General features: G+C 43.8%; 14 protein-coding genes. 12 read left to right on the forward strand and 2 right to left on the reverse strand.

Going from position 1 to position 15,316, the window contains the following annotated elements:
- The first annotated feature begins 5 nt into the window (after positions 1-5).
- The 3 genes from NM125_RS10470 (at position 6) to NM125_RS10480 (ending at position 2,306) form a co-directional block, all read left to right on the forward strand.
- Positions 6-449, forward strand: a complete 444-nt coding sequence (locus NM125_RS10470; protein WP_255134870.1) for a four helix bundle protein — start codon at positions 6-8, stop codon at positions 447-449.
- A 119-nt stretch (positions 450-568) separates the two neighbouring features.
- A complete protein-coding gene (recA, locus tag NM125_RS10475; protein WP_284700201.1) occupies positions 569-1,627 on the forward strand; it encodes a recombinase RecA in 1,059 nt (352 codons plus the stop codon).
- Positions 1,611-2,306 carry a regulatory protein RecX gene (locus NM125_RS10480; RefSeq protein ID WP_255134871.1) on the forward strand — a complete coding sequence of 232 codons (696 nt, stop codon included), beginning with the start codon at positions 1,611-1,613 and terminating at the stop codon, positions 2,304-2,306. Before recA ends, NM125_RS10480 begins: the two co-directional genes overlap by 17 nt.
- Here NM125_RS10480 and NM125_RS10485 read toward each other — a convergent pair.
- Positions 2,290-4,401, reverse strand: coding sequence for a T9SS type A sorting domain-containing protein (locus NM125_RS10485; RefSeq protein ID WP_255134872.1), 2,112 nt, complete (start codon positions 4,399-4,401; stop codon positions 2,290-2,292). The genes NM125_RS10480 and NM125_RS10485 overlap by 17 nt on opposite strands.
- Before the next feature lie 30 nt (positions 4,402-4,431).
- On the opposite strand from NM125_RS10485, the gene NM125_RS10490 reads away from it, so the two are divergent.
- The 8 genes from NM125_RS10490 to rodA all read left to right on the forward strand — a co-directional run bounded on the left by NM125_RS10490 (position 4,432) and on the right by rodA (position 13,427).
- Positions 4,432-5,520 (forward strand): AI-2E family transporter, encoded by a 1,089-nt coding sequence (locus NM125_RS10490; RefSeq protein WP_255134873.1) that lies wholly within the window; start codon positions 4,432-4,434, stop codon positions 5,518-5,520.
- Positions 5,521-5,599: 79 nt separating this feature from the next.
- Positions 5,600-6,184, forward strand: coding sequence for a phosphoribosylglycinamide formyltransferase (purN, locus tag NM125_RS10495; RefSeq protein ID WP_255134874.1), 585 nt, complete (start codon positions 5,600-5,602; stop codon positions 6,182-6,184).
- Positions 6,185-6,202: 18 nt separating this feature from the next.
- Positions 6,203-7,777: a bifunctional phosphoribosylaminoimidazolecarboxamide formyltransferase/IMP cyclohydrolase gene (purH, locus tag NM125_RS10500; RefSeq protein WP_255134875.1), complete on the forward strand. Its 1,575-nt coding sequence runs from the start codon at positions 6,203-6,205 to the stop codon at positions 7,775-7,777.
- 146 nt (positions 7,778-7,923) lie between these two features.
- Positions 7,924-8,988 carry a rod shape-determining protein gene (locus NM125_RS10505; protein ID WP_255134876.1) on the forward strand — a complete coding sequence of 355 codons (1,065 nt, stop codon included), beginning with the start codon at positions 7,924-7,926 and terminating at the stop codon, positions 8,986-8,988.
- 14 nt (positions 8,989-9,002) lie between these two features.
- Positions 9,003-9,845, forward strand: a complete 843-nt coding sequence (mreC, locus tag NM125_RS10510; RefSeq protein WP_255134877.1) for a rod shape-determining protein MreC — start codon at positions 9,003-9,005, stop codon at positions 9,843-9,845.
- On the forward strand, positions 9,842-10,312 hold the full coding sequence (gene mreD / locus NM125_RS10515) for a rod shape-determining protein MreD (RefSeq protein WP_255134878.1): 471 nt from the start codon (positions 9,842-9,844) through the stop codon (positions 10,310-10,312). Before mreC ends, mreD begins: the two co-directional genes overlap by 4 nt.
- A gap of 6 nt (positions 10,313-10,318) precedes the next feature.
- Positions 10,319-12,184, forward strand: a complete 1,866-nt coding sequence (mrdA, locus tag NM125_RS10520; RefSeq protein ID WP_255134879.1) for a penicillin-binding protein 2 — start codon at positions 10,319-10,321, stop codon at positions 12,182-12,184.
- Positions 12,177-13,427: a rod shape-determining protein RodA gene (rodA, locus tag NM125_RS10525; protein WP_255134880.1), complete on the forward strand. Its 1,251-nt coding sequence runs from the start codon at positions 12,177-12,179 to the stop codon at positions 13,425-13,427. Before mrdA ends, rodA begins: the two co-directional genes overlap by 8 nt.
- A 7-nt stretch (positions 13,428-13,434) precedes the next feature.
- Here the strand turns inward: rodA and rnhB are convergent, their stop codons facing one another.
- Positions 13,435-13,995: a ribonuclease HII gene (gene rnhB, locus NM125_RS10530; protein WP_349294195.1), complete on the reverse strand. Its 561-nt coding sequence runs from the start codon at positions 13,993-13,995 to the stop codon at positions 13,435-13,437.
- A gap of 172 nt (positions 13,996-14,167) precedes the next feature.
- Between rnhB and NM125_RS10535 the strand changes: the two genes are divergently transcribed.
- Positions 14,168-15,280: a vWA domain-containing protein gene (locus NM125_RS10535; RefSeq protein WP_255134882.1), complete on the forward strand. Its 1,113-nt coding sequence runs from the start codon at positions 14,168-14,170 to the stop codon at positions 15,278-15,280.
- Positions 15,281-15,316: the final 36 nt, after the last annotated feature.

Below are 15,316 nucleotides of genomic sequence, written 5' to 3' on the forward strand. Positions count from 1 at the left end.
GTGACATGTTCTGTCATTCAGGCTTTGTAAGTTTGTTCCCGGGAAAAATTCCAAGCACCAAATTTCAAATTACAAAATTGATGGGTACAGCCAAGACATATGATTTACATCAACGGACATATAGCTTTGCTCATTCGATAAGAGATTTTGCTCGTAATGTTCCAAAAGATATCTGCAATATTGAAGATCTTAAGCAATTAGTAAGAAGTTCCGGTTCAGTTGGGGCTAATTACATTGAAGCTAATGAATCTCTGAGTGATAAAGACTTTATTTACAGAATTAAGATTTGCAGAAAAGAAGCAAAAGAGTCAGCCTATTGGCTAAGATTAATACATTTGTTTAATGATGCAGAACTTGAGCATAGAAGAAAGAAACTTACAGTAGAGGCTTCAGAGTTTGTAAAAATATTCTCGACAATCATTCAAAACCGAAGAACAAAATCATCTTAACGAAACGTATATTTTAAAACTTGGAACTTGAGATTTGGAATTTGGAGCTTGGGATTTGAAACTTGAACCACCCAAGCCATTAACACCACGGATTTTTATTAATAAAACAGGATACAATTATGTCTAAAGACGATCGAATGAAAGCCCTCGATATTGCCGTAGGGCAAATAGAAAAACAACACGGCAAGGGAACCATCATGAAGCTGGGTTCTGAAGCTATTCAGGATATTGATGTAATATCCACCGGCTCCATCATGGTTGATTATGCACTTGGGGTGCAGGGAATTCCACGTGGACGTGTAACTGAAATTTACGGGCCGGAAGCGAGTGGTAAAACCACCCTCGCCCTTCAGGTAATTGCGGAAGCACAAAAAGCCGGCGGATATGCCGCTTTTATTGACGCTGAACACGCCTTTGATCCACGCTATGCTAAAGCTCTGGGGATTAATGTAGAAGAGCTATTGGTCTCCCAACCCGATAACGGAGAACAGGCACTCGAAATCACCGAAACTTTGATTCGGTCAGGCGCACTCGATGTAGTTGTGGTTGACTCCGTAGCCGCGCTTGTGCCACGGGCCGAACTGGAAGGTGAAATGGGAGATTCTCACATGGGGCTACAAGCTCGGCTGATGTCGCAGGCGATGAGAAAGATTACCGGAATCATCAACAAGAGCCGGACGTCCTGCATTTTCATTAACCAGGTTCGGGAGAAAATCGGGGTAATGTTTGGTAACCCGGAAACCACCACCGGTGGTCGAGCCCTTAAATTCTACTCTTCTGTTCGTATTGATATTCGCAGAATTGGCTCCATCAAAAGTGGCGACGAAGTAATCGGTAACCGAACCAAAGTCAAAATAGCTAAGAACAAAGTGGCCCCTCCTTTTAAAGTGGTCGAATTTAATATCATGTATGGAAAAGGGATTTCCCGCATTTCCGAAATTCTTGACCTTGCCGTAGAGTACGACATTATCGAGAAGCGAGGCAGCTGGTTCCGTCATGGCGGTGAACCGATCGGTCAGGGTTCCGATGCAGCAATGCAGTTCCTGGAAGAAGATCCTGAATTAGCTGATAAAATTGAGCAGCAGGTTCGCGCTAAACTCCGCGGTGAAGAATTAGAGGAAGTTGAGGAGGAAAAGGGTAAGAAAAAAGACAAAGAAGCCGTTGAAGAAGAAGGATAAATATCAACGGTATTCGGAAGAAGCATTCAAGCTTCTTCCGGCCCCTGTTTCCGAAATTCAGGTTCAAAAGAAAAATAGCAGCCGGTACTCTATTTTCGTCAAGAACCAATTTCTGATTGGGGTTTCCGACTCTACTCTTACAAAACTAAATCTAAAGAAGGGCGTTGAAATAACGCCTTCTTTTTTGCAGCAAATTGAGAAGCAGGAAGACCAATGGGCTGCCCGTGAATACATGTTTCGAATTCTCTCACGGCGCGACCACTCCCGCAAAGAGTTAAAAGACAAAGCCTATAAAAAAGGCTACTCGGGCAGCTTCATCGATGAAATTCTGGATGAGTTCGAACAAAAGGAATACATCAACGATCGGAAGTTTGCAGAAAAGTATGCTGCTGATAAGTTTGAGTTCAACGACTGGGGTCCCTATAAAATCAGAACTCAGTTATTTAAAAAGGGTATTTCAAAATCAATAGCCGAACAGGTAATTAATACTACTTTTGGAGATCAGGCGATCAAAGAAAGCATGATGACTTTAATCACCAAAAGGAAAAAGAGATACCTAAGAGAGCCGGAAGAAAAACGCCGGAAGAAAGTTTTCGACTATTTAATGAGAAAAGGGTATGATTCAGAAAATATTTTAAAGCATCTGGACGAACTTCTCTCTCTCATTTCAGGAGAATAAGTTTTTTGGTAATCGAGTCTCCCCTTTCCATTTCCAACCGGTAGAAATATACACCACTGGCAAAGTCGGTGGCGTTCCACTCAACGTTATGTGTACCGGCATTTTTTAAACCATCAACTAATGTTGCCACACTTTGCCCTGTTAAATTAAAAATCTGGATTTTAATTTTTTCAGAACGGTCGAGACGAAAAGATATAGTTGTAGATGGATTAAATGGATTTGGATAATTTTGGTACAACTCTATCCCAGTAACTCTCCCTACTTCTCTTTCGTTACTAACCGGCTGAAAAGTACGTGAAAAGTTATATGTTTGAGTGTAATATCGGCTGCTTTTTAAACGACTGCCTATAGGAGTATTCCCAGTACTATCAACATTGGTTTCGCCAACAGCTACAATATAATAGTAGTAATTTGTACCACGAACGGGACTGTCTAAAAGAAAATAGCCCGGATAGTTTCTCCGGGATGATGGCTCGCCGTCAACAATCAAACGCTCATCATTGTCCGCTTTATAAAGTAGGCGATAAGTACTATCTACTTTCTCTGATGCCCGATAGATTTCAAAACGCTCAATATTATTGATCAAACTTTGGTCATATTCCCACTCCAAAACAATTCCAGTATCAGTTGAAGCAATCTCGAACTTTGATGGAGGTTTTGGTGCGGATGGTATTTGGTAGCCAGATTTAAAATTGGCTAAAGCCCGCTCAAAAGTTTGAAAAAGAGAATCCCTTCCTTGAAATACTACTTCGTTCTTTTCTACATCCGTTATTTCACCATTCTTAAATTTTAATCCTGTTTCATAGGCTAACTTTCTTGATATCCCGGCTGAAGCCTCGGCTACAACAATACGCACACTATCTCCCGGTTCCAGGGAATATGGACCATAACCCGATGTATACGAAAATCCTCCACCCTGCCCTAAAGATGGATCTGATCCCGGATCAGTAAATCCCTCATAGCCTTCCGATTCTACTTGAAATGCGTGTCGGGGTGAAGTCCTGCCCACGCTCATCATTTCATATTCCGAGTTCATTTTTTCAATATTAAATGCATCGTTGTTACTAAACAGAGGATGATCATTATGCTCTTCAGACATTGTAAAAGGTTGTTCTGGATCATCATCAGGATTAGAAGATGATGCATCGGCATGTAATGTTACTGTTCCAACAAAGTGATAAGCTGCAAGTCTGCCTGTGGTATCATCAGAAGCTAAATATCCCCCGGCCGTGTTCGGAGTAATGATCGGAGCTCCTATATTATCATAATTTGGGTACGCGAAATTAGGGAAGTAGCCATGCCAGGCAAAAGAAGCCCTGAAATCTTCTTTCTCTTCAGGATGTAGGCCATCTCCCCGGCGATCATACATTGTATTTATTCCCCAACCTGTGGCATTTCCGATAGTATATCTTGATTGTTTTACAGGAGCCATTTGGTTTTTAAAGAAAGGAATAAATCCTTCAATACTTTGATTTGGAAGTTCAATTTCGGAATCAGCATCTGTATTACCGGTATTGGTGAATATATATTCTATAATGTGATAGTTATCATGATACTGCTGACTGAACTGCATAACTTTACGCTCTACTGTCACTCCTATAAGTGTATTGGTTTTACTATAGAGTACGCGATCTGCTTCTAAATTTGGATCTACATCATCTATAACTGAATCATTTTTATCTTCCAGCTCATCAAAAAGATATACTTCCGGTTTAGGAAACTTTGAAATCAATTTAATCTCAACTGGAAAAAACTCACCTTCTCCTGATACTCGTGGTCCCACATGGACCACCCTGTTCTCATATTGTGTTCCTGCACTATCTGTAAAGTTTGTTACTCCTAACCAAAGAGCTTTAGATGCCTGGGCATCCTGTGCTTTATAAATCGCGGGCCACTGCCAACCAGCCTGTTGATTTGGAATGAAGCCTTCCTCTCTTTCAGAACCCATATTTGAATAGAAGTTGTGAAAACTCCCTACATCTAACCATTTATATTGAACCTGACCAAAAATTTCACCTGTCAATAAAGAAAAAAATATGACTGAAAAAGTAACTGCTTTTTTCACTATGTTTTGTTTAGTTGAAATGATACTCATTAAGTTTATTAATTTAATAGCACAACTTCTTTGGGAAATATCACATTAGAACGGGTAGTAAAATTTATTCTCGGGGCAGCGGCAGTAGCTGTGGCACTGCTCATTCTATACAACTACTCTACCCTTGTTGTGTTCCTGATCCTGGCAATGATACTCAGTTATATCCTGGATCCGTTTGCCAATCGGTTGCAATCAGCAGGGCTGAACCGGACGTTTGGAATTACACTGATACTGGCCACCGTAATCCTGATCCTTGTTTTTATTTCCACCAGCGTTATCCCGATTATCGCTAACCAAATGGCGGAACTGACCGCACAACTCAGTATTGAAAACATCCGGCGAATTGCGGTACAGGTTGAAAATCAGCTTACCAATAAATTTGAGTTTCTGCCGGACGGATTCCTGGAAGAAAATATTACCGCAGTACTTAATGAGCTGTTTAACGTAAACCAGATTTCGACCATTGTAAGCGACGCCCTCAGTATTTTCACCAACATTTTTTCGGCTGTATTAGTAGTACCTTTTGCTGCTTTCTTTTTTCTTAAAGACGGAAGTAAAATCCGCCGTGACCTCCTTCAGTTGGTTCCGAACAAGTATTTCGAGACCACACTCACCGTTATAGACAAAATTGAAAAGCGTCTTGGCCTTTATTTTAGAAGCGTGCTTTTCCAAAGTTTTCTGGTCGCCCTGTCTTCTTGGACCACACTGAGCGTAGCCGGACTGGATAACGCTATGTCGGTGGGGATCGCGGTCGGGCTGGCAAATACCATCCCGTACTTCGGACCTATCCTGGGATATTTTCTTTCCATCATCGTATCCATAATTGAAACCGGCAACTTCTCATTAGTGGCAGCTTGTATCCTGGCCATATTTGTAGTTCAGATGTTGGACAACATTGTATTTCAACCCATGCTCTTCTCACGATCGGCCGACATGCATCCGGTCGCGATCCTGTTTATTATTCTGATTGGTGCTGAAACGGCAGGAATTATCGGGATGCTGGTTGCCATACCTATAGCTACAGTTGTAAAAATCACCATTACCCAGGTAAGCTGGAGCTTCAACAATTACCAGGTATTCAGGCGCGATATTTCTCAATCAACCGGTCCGCCGGGTTAGCAAGAAAGTCCTTCATTACACCCAAACATTTACTATCTTCAACGCCCAATCAGGCACTGCAAAATCCATCACTACTTTCTTGAAGAATATTGTTGTTTTTGCCTCCGGTTCGGGCACCAATTTCCAGTCAATAATTGAAGCTGTTCAGCGTGGTGAGCTTTCTGCCCGCATCAGCGGCCTGATAACCAACAAACCCGGAATAGGCGCCATTGAACGGGCCGAAAAAAACGACATTCCCGTAAAGGTTATCAATCCTGAAGAACCTGGTTCTGAGCAGGATTTTGAAGAAGCACTTTTGCGACAATTAGAAGCCTGGGATGCAGACCTGATAGCTTTAGCCGGTTATTTGAAGAAAATTCCTTCCTCTGTCATCAGGAAGTATTCCAACCGAATTCTGAATATTCACCCATCCTTACTTCCAAAGTTTGGAGGTAAAGGGTTTTATGGTTCCAATGTACATAAAGCAGTACTTGAAGCCGGGGAAACTGAATCGGGTTGCACCGTCCATATTGTCACTGAAGAATTTGATGAAGGGCCCATCCTTGCCCAAATCAAAGTTCCGGTTCATGAAAACGATACTCCGGAAGATTTAGCTAAGCGAATATTAAAGGAAGAGCATCGGCTCTATCCCCAAACCATACAGAAGCACTTACAAAACTTATAAATTTCAAAACCCAAAACCGTGGCTCTTAAACCTCTCTCATCCCTTCCTAAAACACCTCTTAAAATCAACCGCGCACTGCTTTCTGTTTCTGATAAAACCGGTTTATCAGAACTTGCCAAAGCCCTTCATAACGCCGGCGTGGAAATTATATCAACAGGTGGCACAGCCAAAGCTATTGAAGCAGAAGGAATTCCGGTTAAAGATGTTTCCGAGGTTACCGGGTTTCAGGAGTGCCTGGATGGCCGGGTAAAAACTCTGCACCCTATGGTTCACGGCGGAATTTTAGCCCGTACTTCTCACGAGCCTGATGTGAATGAAATCAAAGACCTGGGAATCACTCCCATCGAATTGGTAGTTGTGAACCTTTATCCCTTCAAAGATAAAGTTGCTGAACCTGATGTTACTGCTGCCGATGCAACAGAATTTATTGACATCGGTGGACCAACCATGATCCGGGCGGCAGCCAAAAACTTTGCCCATGTTTCTATTCTGAGTTCTCCTGATCATTACGCTGATTTTATCGAGGAGCTGGAAGAAAAGATGGCGATTTCTTTTGAGACGCGTCAGAAACTGGCCAAAACTGCTTTTGCTCACACGGCTGATTATGACAGTGCTATTGCCAATTATTTTACGAGTTTGATTGAGGAAGAGCCTGCCCGTCAATTCAATACCTCCCTCCCGCTTTCACAGGAACTCAGGTATGGAGAAAACCCCCATCAAAAAGCGGCCGTTTATGGAAGTCAGGATGATTTTATTGATTGTTTTCATGGCAAGCAGCTCAGTTACAACAATTACCTGGATGTAGATGCCGCACTTAACATCATTTCCGATTTCGATAAGGATGAGCCCGCCTGCGCCATCATCAAGCATACCATTCCAAGTGGCGTGGGCGTGGCCGACAACCTGACCGAAGCTTATAAGAAAGCCTTCAGCACCGATAGGGTTTCTCCTTTCGGAGGCATCGTTGTTGTAAACCAGCAAATGGATATTGATACAGTAAAAGCCATTGATGAGATTTTTACTGAAATCATCATAGCACCCGACTATTCGGATGAAGCCCTGGAATTGCTACAACAGAAAAAAAACAGGCGATTAGTCAGGATCAAAAAGTCGGTTCGTGAAGTACAAGCTTCATCATTCCGGTCAATTTTTGGAGGATTGCTGAATCAGGATGCTGACTTGGCCCCTGCAAATCCGGATGATTTTGAAATTGTGAGTAAGCGAAAACCAACGGACCAGGAAATGAAAGACCTGCTTTTTTCGTGGAAAGTAGTTCGTCATATCAAGTCTAACGCCATCGTATATGCTAAGAACAGTCGCACTTTGGGAATCGGCTCCGGACAAACAAGTCGGGTGGATTCTTCGGAAATTGCTGTTGCCAAAGCCAATAAAGAAGGACTGGATTTAAGCGGATCGGCCATAGCCTCGGATGCTTTTTTCCCTTTTGCAGATGGTGTTGAAGCTGCAGCTAAAGCCGGGGCTAAAGCGGTGATTCAACCGGGAGGCAGTATCCGAGATGAAGAAGTAATTGCCAAAGCAGATGAATACGACATGGCTATGATCTTCACCGGAAAACGTCACTTTAAGCACTGATATTTACCGCTTAAAACTGACCTTACATTTCGGTTTCATAAATTTCCTAATATTCGTTGCTTATACATTCGCAAATACAATTTCAATATTGTATTTTCTCATGATTATATCATCCCATTAAAGTTCAATTCACTTAATCAGCGCAAATGTCAGATTCCAGCGGAGCAAACCCTTCACAGTCTTCAAAAAAACAAGCTCAGAAGGGCTTTTTAGATTTTCTTTACACCGATATAGCTATTGACTTAGGAACCGCAAACACGTTGATCTACTCTCGGGGAGAAGGTATTGTCTTAAATGAGCCTTCTATTGTTGCTCTCAATCAACAGAATGTTCCCGTTGCTACCGGCCACCAGGCGCGGTTGATGCACGAGAAAACGCACAACAAAATCAGAACTGTACGCCCGTTAAGAGATGGCGTTATTGCTGATTTTGAAGTTGCCGAGCAGATGATCCGCGGGATGATCAAGAAAGTGAAGATGAAGTGGTACTCCACCACCCGACAAATGGTTATTTGTGTACCCAGCGGAATTACGGAAGTTGAACGCCGTGCCGTACGTGACAGTGCCGAACATGCCGGAGCTAAAGAAGTTTACCTTGTGGATGAACCCATGGCCGCTGCAATCGGAATCGGGCTGGATGTTCACGAGCCGGTGGGAAGCATGATCGTGGATATTGGCGGTGGTACTACAGAAATTGCCGTAATTGCGCTATCAGGAATTGTTTATGCGCAGTCGGTTCGTTTAGGCGGTGATGAGCTCAACGAAGACATCATCAACTACTTTCGAAGAAATCATAACCTGTTGATCGGTGAGCGAACGGCAGAAAAAATTAAATGTGAAATCGGTTCAGCCGCCCCTCTTGATGAAGAGCTGGAGATGATTACCAAAGGGCGTGATCTTGTAAACGGTGTTCCAAGAACACGTCATATTACTTCCAAAGATGCACGCGAAGCCATTGCGGAATCGGTAAACACCATTGTTGAGTCGATCACGAAATCCCTGGAGCAAACGCCTCCTGAACTGTCGGCCGATATTCTGGATCGCGGAATTATGCTGACCGGAGGCGGAGCCTTGTTAAAGAATCTGGATAAGCTGATCATGGAAACAACCGATCTCCCTGTCCACATTGCAGAAGATCCATTAACAGCCGTAGTTCGTGGAACCGGTGCCATACTTGAAAATCTCGAATATTACCGTCCGGTAATTTCCTAATCCCCTGGAAATGAATGCGATTTAGATCATTCAATTTAAGTGATGCTAAAGATTACATAGTTACCGCTCTTATCCTGGTTTTTGCCTTAGCTATAATGATTGGCAGGCATCAGGGCGGCATTGACACCCTGCGAAAAATTTCCGTCACGGGCTTGAGTCTGCTCGAAGAACCTTTGGCTAACATCAGGGTTTACCGCCAAGCCCTCAACACTAATACCTACCTGCAGCGCCAGAATATTTTATTGCAGGATGAGCTCAGTCGGCTCCGGTCCATTGAGCAAGAGAATCGTGAGCTTCGACGTCTTCTGGGATACAGAGAGCGCAGTCAGTTTGAATTAGCACCTGTTTCTATTGTCGGGAAGCAGTTAACAGGATCAAATAATATCCTGACCATTGATGCCGGAAAATCTGACGGATTAGAAGACGGAATGCCCCTTGTTACTTCTGATGGATTGATCGGAAAAATTGTACTCACCGGAACTTACTACTCCCAGGTGATGCCCTATTATAATTCTCTGTTCAGGGTAAGCGCCCGCATTCAGGAGAATCAGGCTCATGGCATTGTGAGCTGGCCGGGTGATATTTATGGTGAACTTGTGATGGACTTTGTACCCAAGACTATTCCTATTGACAGTGGCTTTGTGGTGGAAACATCAGGAAACAGCAACCAATTTCCGGGCGGTATTCCTATTGGAAAGGTAATCCGGTCTGAACCGGAACCGGGACGTGAAACCCAACGTATTTATTTAGAACCCTTTGTGATGCTGGCTGATATTGCACAAGGCTTTGTCATCGAGTTTCAGCCTGATACGAGTATCGTAAACCTTCAACAAGATTATAATCAGCTTTTTGAATGAGTGCAGAAACCCTAAAAGACTTTTTTATTGGCTTATGTTTCATTCTGGCTGAAGTACTTATTTTTCAGCACTTGAGCTTATTTGGAACCACTCCCGACCCGCTGATTCTTTACCTGCTTTGGCTGGCCATGAAATATGATCGTATTAAGCTGGTGTTATTTGCTGCCTCACTTGGCCTGGTACAGGATGCCCTTTTTGACTTTTGGGGATTACACATGTTTGCCAAAACGCTGATGTGTTTTGCTTTCTTTAATTTCGTGAACCAAAGAAAAGAAGGGCGTTTATTATTGTGGCAGATTTTCCTTGTTATCACTGCGGCGGCTGTTTTCCATAACCTGATTTTCCTTGGATTAAGCAGTTTCATAGAAGCTTATACAACCGGATTTAGTCCTATAATTTTTACCCTTGGAAACAGTTTATATACTGCACTGCTGGGAGCCATGCTTTTCATTTTTAAAGGAAATTAGACACAGATGTCCACCGGTCAAACAAATCGAACAAGAACTTCTATCCGGGCGCTTCAGGTTATCATACTTGGGCTTACTCTGATTGTACTGGGGCGGATTTTCTACCTGCAGATTGTGGAGTACGAAGTGTACGCTGCACTGGGTCAGGAAAACTCCGTTCGGCAGGAATATGTAGATCCTGCCCGCGGTTTGATTTATGACCGGAATGGAAATCTTATTGTCGATAATGAACCAATATTTTCGATCACCATCACCCCTTCCCTTTTCGATAAAAGTAACATTCCACTGCTCGCTGATTTACTTGGTGTCTCTGACTCCCTCTTAACCACCAAGGTTCAGGAAGCTCAACAGTATTCCTGGCATCGTACTTCCCGGTTGTTTACAGAGATAGATTTCCCCACGTTCTCGGCTGTTCAGGAAAACCTGTGGCAGCTGCCCGGAATTGGTCATCAGATAGAGAGTAAACGTCACTATCCCACCGAGATGAAAGCCTCGCACCTCCTTGGATATTTACGGGAAGCCAATGAAAACGAATATCGGCAATCTGAGACCATCCGTCTTGGCGACAAAATTGGCAAAAGCGGCCTTGAGATGATCTATGAAGACTCATTGCGCGGAGAACTGGGCATCAGGTACCTCAAAGTAAATGCTTTTGGACAAGCTCTTGGAGAGTTTGAAGGGAATGAAATTGGCCGCAATCCCGAGCAGGGGAGCAATATCATCACCACTATTGATACGGAGCTACAGATATTTGCTGAAAAGCTGATGGAAGGTAAACGCGGAGCTGTGGTTGCTATGAACCCAAATACCGGAGCCATTCTTGCCATGGTCAGCTCTCCTACTTACGACCTTAGCAAACTCGCCGGACGGCTGGATCAGGATTACTGGCAGGCAATTAATGCGGATTCAACAACTCCCCTGTATAACCGGGCCATTTCAAGCCGTCAACCCCCGGGCTCTACCTTTAAGCCGTTAATGGGAATCATCGGTTTGCACATGGGAATCATCACCCCGCAAACAAAAATTTATAACAGCGGAGCTTATGTGCGCGGGCGGGCCTACCGAGATTTAGCTCCCGTTGGCGAGTATGACCTGAAAAAAGCCATCACTTTTTCCAGTAACACCTATTTCTTTTCGCTGATGGATAAGATCGCTTCTCAGGGTAAGCTTAATGAATGGAGCAGCTTGGTTAAAGATTTCGGTTTGGGTGTAGCCAGTAATGTGGATCTGCCTAACGCCAATTCGGGCCTCATCCCGGACAGCACGTACCTGAACAGACGGCTTGGGGAGCGCAGATGGGGTCTCGGAGACCTTATCAACTTTGGAGTTGGGCAGGGAATGGTTTCTGTCTCCCCTATTCAAATTGCTCAAATGACCAGCATCTTTGCCAACGGAGGGTATCGGGTAAAACCTCATTTAGTGCAGGTTTTCAAGCACCCGGACGGATCCATAAGCCGCTTACGTACCGAAAGCACAAGAATTGACTGGCTGCGAGATGAGTATCTTGAAGTGGTTAAAGCCGGGATGCGTGGTGTTGTTACAGAAGGAAGCGGACGCTGGTATGCCAATCATCCGAATATTGAAATTGCCGGGAAAACCGGGACGGCTCAAAATCCACATGGCATGGATCACGGATGGTTTACCTCCTACGCTCCGCTTGACAATCCTGAAATTGTCGTTACCGCATTTGTTGAGAACGCCGGCTTTGCTTCCACATCGGCAGCCCCCATTGCCTCTCTGGTAATTGAGAAGTATCTGCAGGGCGAAATAACCCGGCCTTACGTGTATGATTACGTACTTAACTTTGAGCCCAAAGAAGAGGAAGACGAACAACCTGCCCCACAACTAAATCAGCCCGCACAAAATGAATAACATCAGAGAATTTAGCTGGTCTGTGGTTTTCGCCTGGGTGGTGCTGTTCACCATTGGTATTGTAGCCATTTACAGTGCTACACAGGGCCCGGTGTCTCAGTTTTTACCGGAATACATCCAGGATAATTTTTATAAGCAACTCATTTTCGTTTCCCTGTCCGTTTTTATGCTGGCAGCGGTTCAGCTAATATCACCGAGAAACTTCATTCAGCTTTCTTATGCCTTTTATGCCATCTGCCTCGTGCTAATGGTGATAACCCTCTATTTTGGTACCGAAGTAAATGGTGCCAAAAGCTGGCTGCGTTTTGGGCCATTTAACCTGCAAACCAGTGAGTTAATGAAGATTGCCACGATCCTGGCTACGGCAAATTATCTTACAAGTCGCCGGGATATTTCTGCAGAGAATGTTCGTTACGCTGTTATTTCCGTGATCATAATTTTGATACCCACCATTCTCGTTTTCATGCAAAACGATCTTGGAACGGCATTGATTTTTCTGACACTGATTCCCGTCATGCTGTTCTGGTCCGGTTTACCGTACGGAGTTTCGCTCTTCATCATATCTCCGGCCATCATCGCTTATTTATCGGTTATAGAATGGTATTATGGTGTGATTGCAGCCGTAATTTTGACGGCCGCCATCTTCTTTATTCAGCGAAGAGTCTGGTTATCCATCACATCCCTCATCACTGGCTTGCTCACTACCTCAGGCGTACAGCTGGCACTTACGCAGCTGCTGCAACCTCATCAAATTGCCCGCATTGCCGCATTTACAAATCCTGCTTACGACCCTACCGGAGCTGGATGGAATGTAATTCAGGCGAAAACAGCCATTGGCTCAGGCGGATTAACCGGCAAAGGATTTTTAGAGGGAACCCAAACTCAGCTTAAATTTTTACCGGAGCAGTGGACTGACTTTATTTTTTGTGTGATTGGAGAAGAATTTGGCTTTGTAGGTGCCGCTATTGTAATCATCACTTTTTTGTTCTTATTCATACGCTTGTTGAACATGGCAGGAAGCCATAAGCACCCTTTTGCTCAGTTGGTAACGGTGAGTGTTGCCTCTGTCTTTTTTGTACATTTCTTTATCAATGTGGGGAGTGCCTCCGCCCTTCTCCCGGTAATCGGTTTGCCGCTTCCGTTTGTAAGCTATGGCGGGTCAGCATTTATCACCAACACCCTTATGCTGGCCATATGTTTAAATATGGATTTCTATAAACGGGATTTCAGCATCTACCGCTAAAGCAGATTTACTTTGAAGGTCGCTTTTTTGAAGTGCCTAACTTGAAGGAGGCCCGGTGATGTACGGTATAGCCAAATTCTTTCAATCCTTTTTTATGAGTGGCTGTAGGATAACCGACATTTGTATCCCAACCATATTCCGGAAATTCTTCGTGGAGTTTTCGCATCAAATCATCCCTGTAAACCTTTGCCAGAATGGATGCAGCCGCAATACTCATCGACCGGTCGTCCCCTTTTACCAAACATGTGTAAGGTATCAGCGAGCTAACGTATCGATTGCCATCCACCAGCAAATAATCCGGGGTGATTTTGGTGGAATCGACGCATTTCTGCATGGTGTGAAGTGAAGCCCAGAGAATATTCAACTTGTCAATTTCAGCAATACTTCCTTCCTGAACTGTCCACAGCAAGGCTTCCTCTTTTATTTGCTTTGCCAACCTGTTTCGCTCTTCTTCTCCAATCCCTTTACTGTCTCTTATCTCCGGTATGTCTGTATCAGGATGAAATACTACTCCGGCGGCTACAACCGGACCTGCCAGGCATCCGCGGCCTACTTCATCCAGTCCCATTACATGCGTGTAGCCTTCTGCCCACAACTGTCGTTCAAATTTTAACCGGTCGATGATATGCTTTTCTTCGTTCCTGATTTCGCATTGAATATATTCATGTATTCTATTCTTTTCTGAATTAATGGAACTCATTTGCTCCACTTAGTATTTGATATGAAAAAGGGATCTGATTATGCACTTTAAATATTTCGAGTGGGATGAGCGATTTGCAAAGACAAATGGGAAATCTCCGTTCGATACTTTGTGGGACTTGTTTCAACAGCTGCTAACTATATCCAGCGGGGAAGTGAAACAAGCCCTGAAATGGCTTACCGATCTCGATAATGAATATGACATTACCGGACAGTTTGATGACGGCTATTCTCTGGGTGATTTCATTGAAGAACTGAAGGAAAGAGGCTATATCGAAAATGATGATGGTGGTGCCGGTTTCATCATGACCAAAAAAACGGAGCGCAGCCTCAGAAAACGTTCACTGGAAGAAATATTTAAGGACCTTGAGAAAGGTGGTGTGGGCTCGCACAAAACGCCCCACACCGGTAAAGGATTGGAACGCCAGCCAGAGACCCGAAAATGGACGCAGGGCGATGACATCGGGCAAATAGACAGTGTGGGCACTATGTTGAACATGCTGAACCACAGCAGTATTGATGCCTTCAACCTACAGGAAGATGATCTGGAAGTTTATGAAACCGATCACTACACATCTAATGCTACGGTTCTGCTGATCGATTTGAGTCACTCTATGATACTTTATGGTGAAGACCGCATCACACCGGCCAAAAAAGTGGCTATGGCCCTTTCAGAACTTATCATGAATAACTATGCCAAGGATTCCCTCGACATTGTAGCGTTTGGCAATGAAGCCTGGAAAATTTCCGTGGATGATCTGCCTTATTTAAAAGTGGGGCCGTATCACACCAACACCAAGCAAGGTCTTGAAGTGGCACGTCATATTCTTCAGCGTAAAAAGTACGCCAACAAGCAGATCTTTATGATTACAGACGGTAAGCCGTCCTGTATGATTGAAAACGGAAAACTTTATAAGAACAGCTTTGGGCTGGATCGTAAAATCGTCAATAAGGTACTTGACGAAGCCGTGAAATGCCGCAGAGATCAAATTACCATCACCACCTTCATGATTGCGCAAGATCCTTATCTGCAAAGTTTTGTGCGGGAAATGACGGAAGCCAACAAAGGAAAAGCCTACTTTGCCTCTCTTGATAATTTAGGCGGATATATTTTTGAAGATTATATCCGGAACCGGAAAAAGAATGTGAAATAAAAAAAGCCGTCCAGAATTGAACGGCTTTCAAAGTAT

Origin of the sequence: Gracilimonas sediminicola (assembly GCF_024320785.1) — a bacterium.
Taxonomy (GTDB): domain Bacteria; phylum Bacteroidota; class Rhodothermia; order Balneolales; family Balneolaceae; genus Gracilimonas; species Gracilimonas sediminicola.

What these genes read in the sequence shown, in the direction of transcription:
- NM125_RS10470 (WP_255134870.1), top strand. Translation starts at nt 6, where the DNA reads ATGTTCTGTCATTCAGGCTTTGTAAGTTTGTTCCCGGGAAAAATTCCA.
- recA (WP_284700201.1), top strand. Translation starts at nt 569, where the DNA reads ATGTCTAAAGACGATCGAATGAAAGCCCTCGATATTGCCGTAGGGCAA.
- NM125_RS10485 (WP_255134872.1), bottom strand. Translation starts at nt 4,401, where the DNA reads ATGAGTATCATTTCAACTAAACAAAACATAGTGAAAAAAGCAGTTACT.
- NM125_RS10505 (WP_255134876.1), top strand. Translation starts at nt 7,924, where the DNA reads ATGTCAGATTCCAGCGGAGCAAACCCTTCACAGTCTTCAAAAAAACAA.
- mreC (WP_255134877.1), top strand. Translation starts at nt 9,003, where the DNA reads ATGCGATTTAGATCATTCAATTTAAGTGATGCTAAAGATTACATAGTT.
- mreD (WP_255134878.1), top strand. Translation starts at nt 9,842, where the DNA reads ATGAGTGCAGAAACCCTAAAAGACTTTTTTATTGGCTTATGTTTCATT.
- mrdA (WP_255134879.1), top strand. Translation starts at nt 10,319, where the DNA reads ATGTCCACCGGTCAAACAAATCGAACAAGAACTTCTATCCGGGCGCTT.
- rodA (WP_255134880.1), top strand. Translation starts at nt 12,177, where the DNA reads ATGAATAACATCAGAGAATTTAGCTGGTCTGTGGTTTTCGCCTGGGTG.
- rnhB (WP_349294195.1), bottom strand. Translation starts at nt 13,995, where the DNA reads ATGGGACTGGATGAAGTAGGCCGCGGATGCCTGGCAGGTCCGGTTGTA.
- NM125_RS10535 (WP_255134882.1), top strand. Translation starts at nt 14,168, where the DNA reads ATGCACTTTAAATATTTCGAGTGGGATGAGCGATTTGCAAAGACAAAT.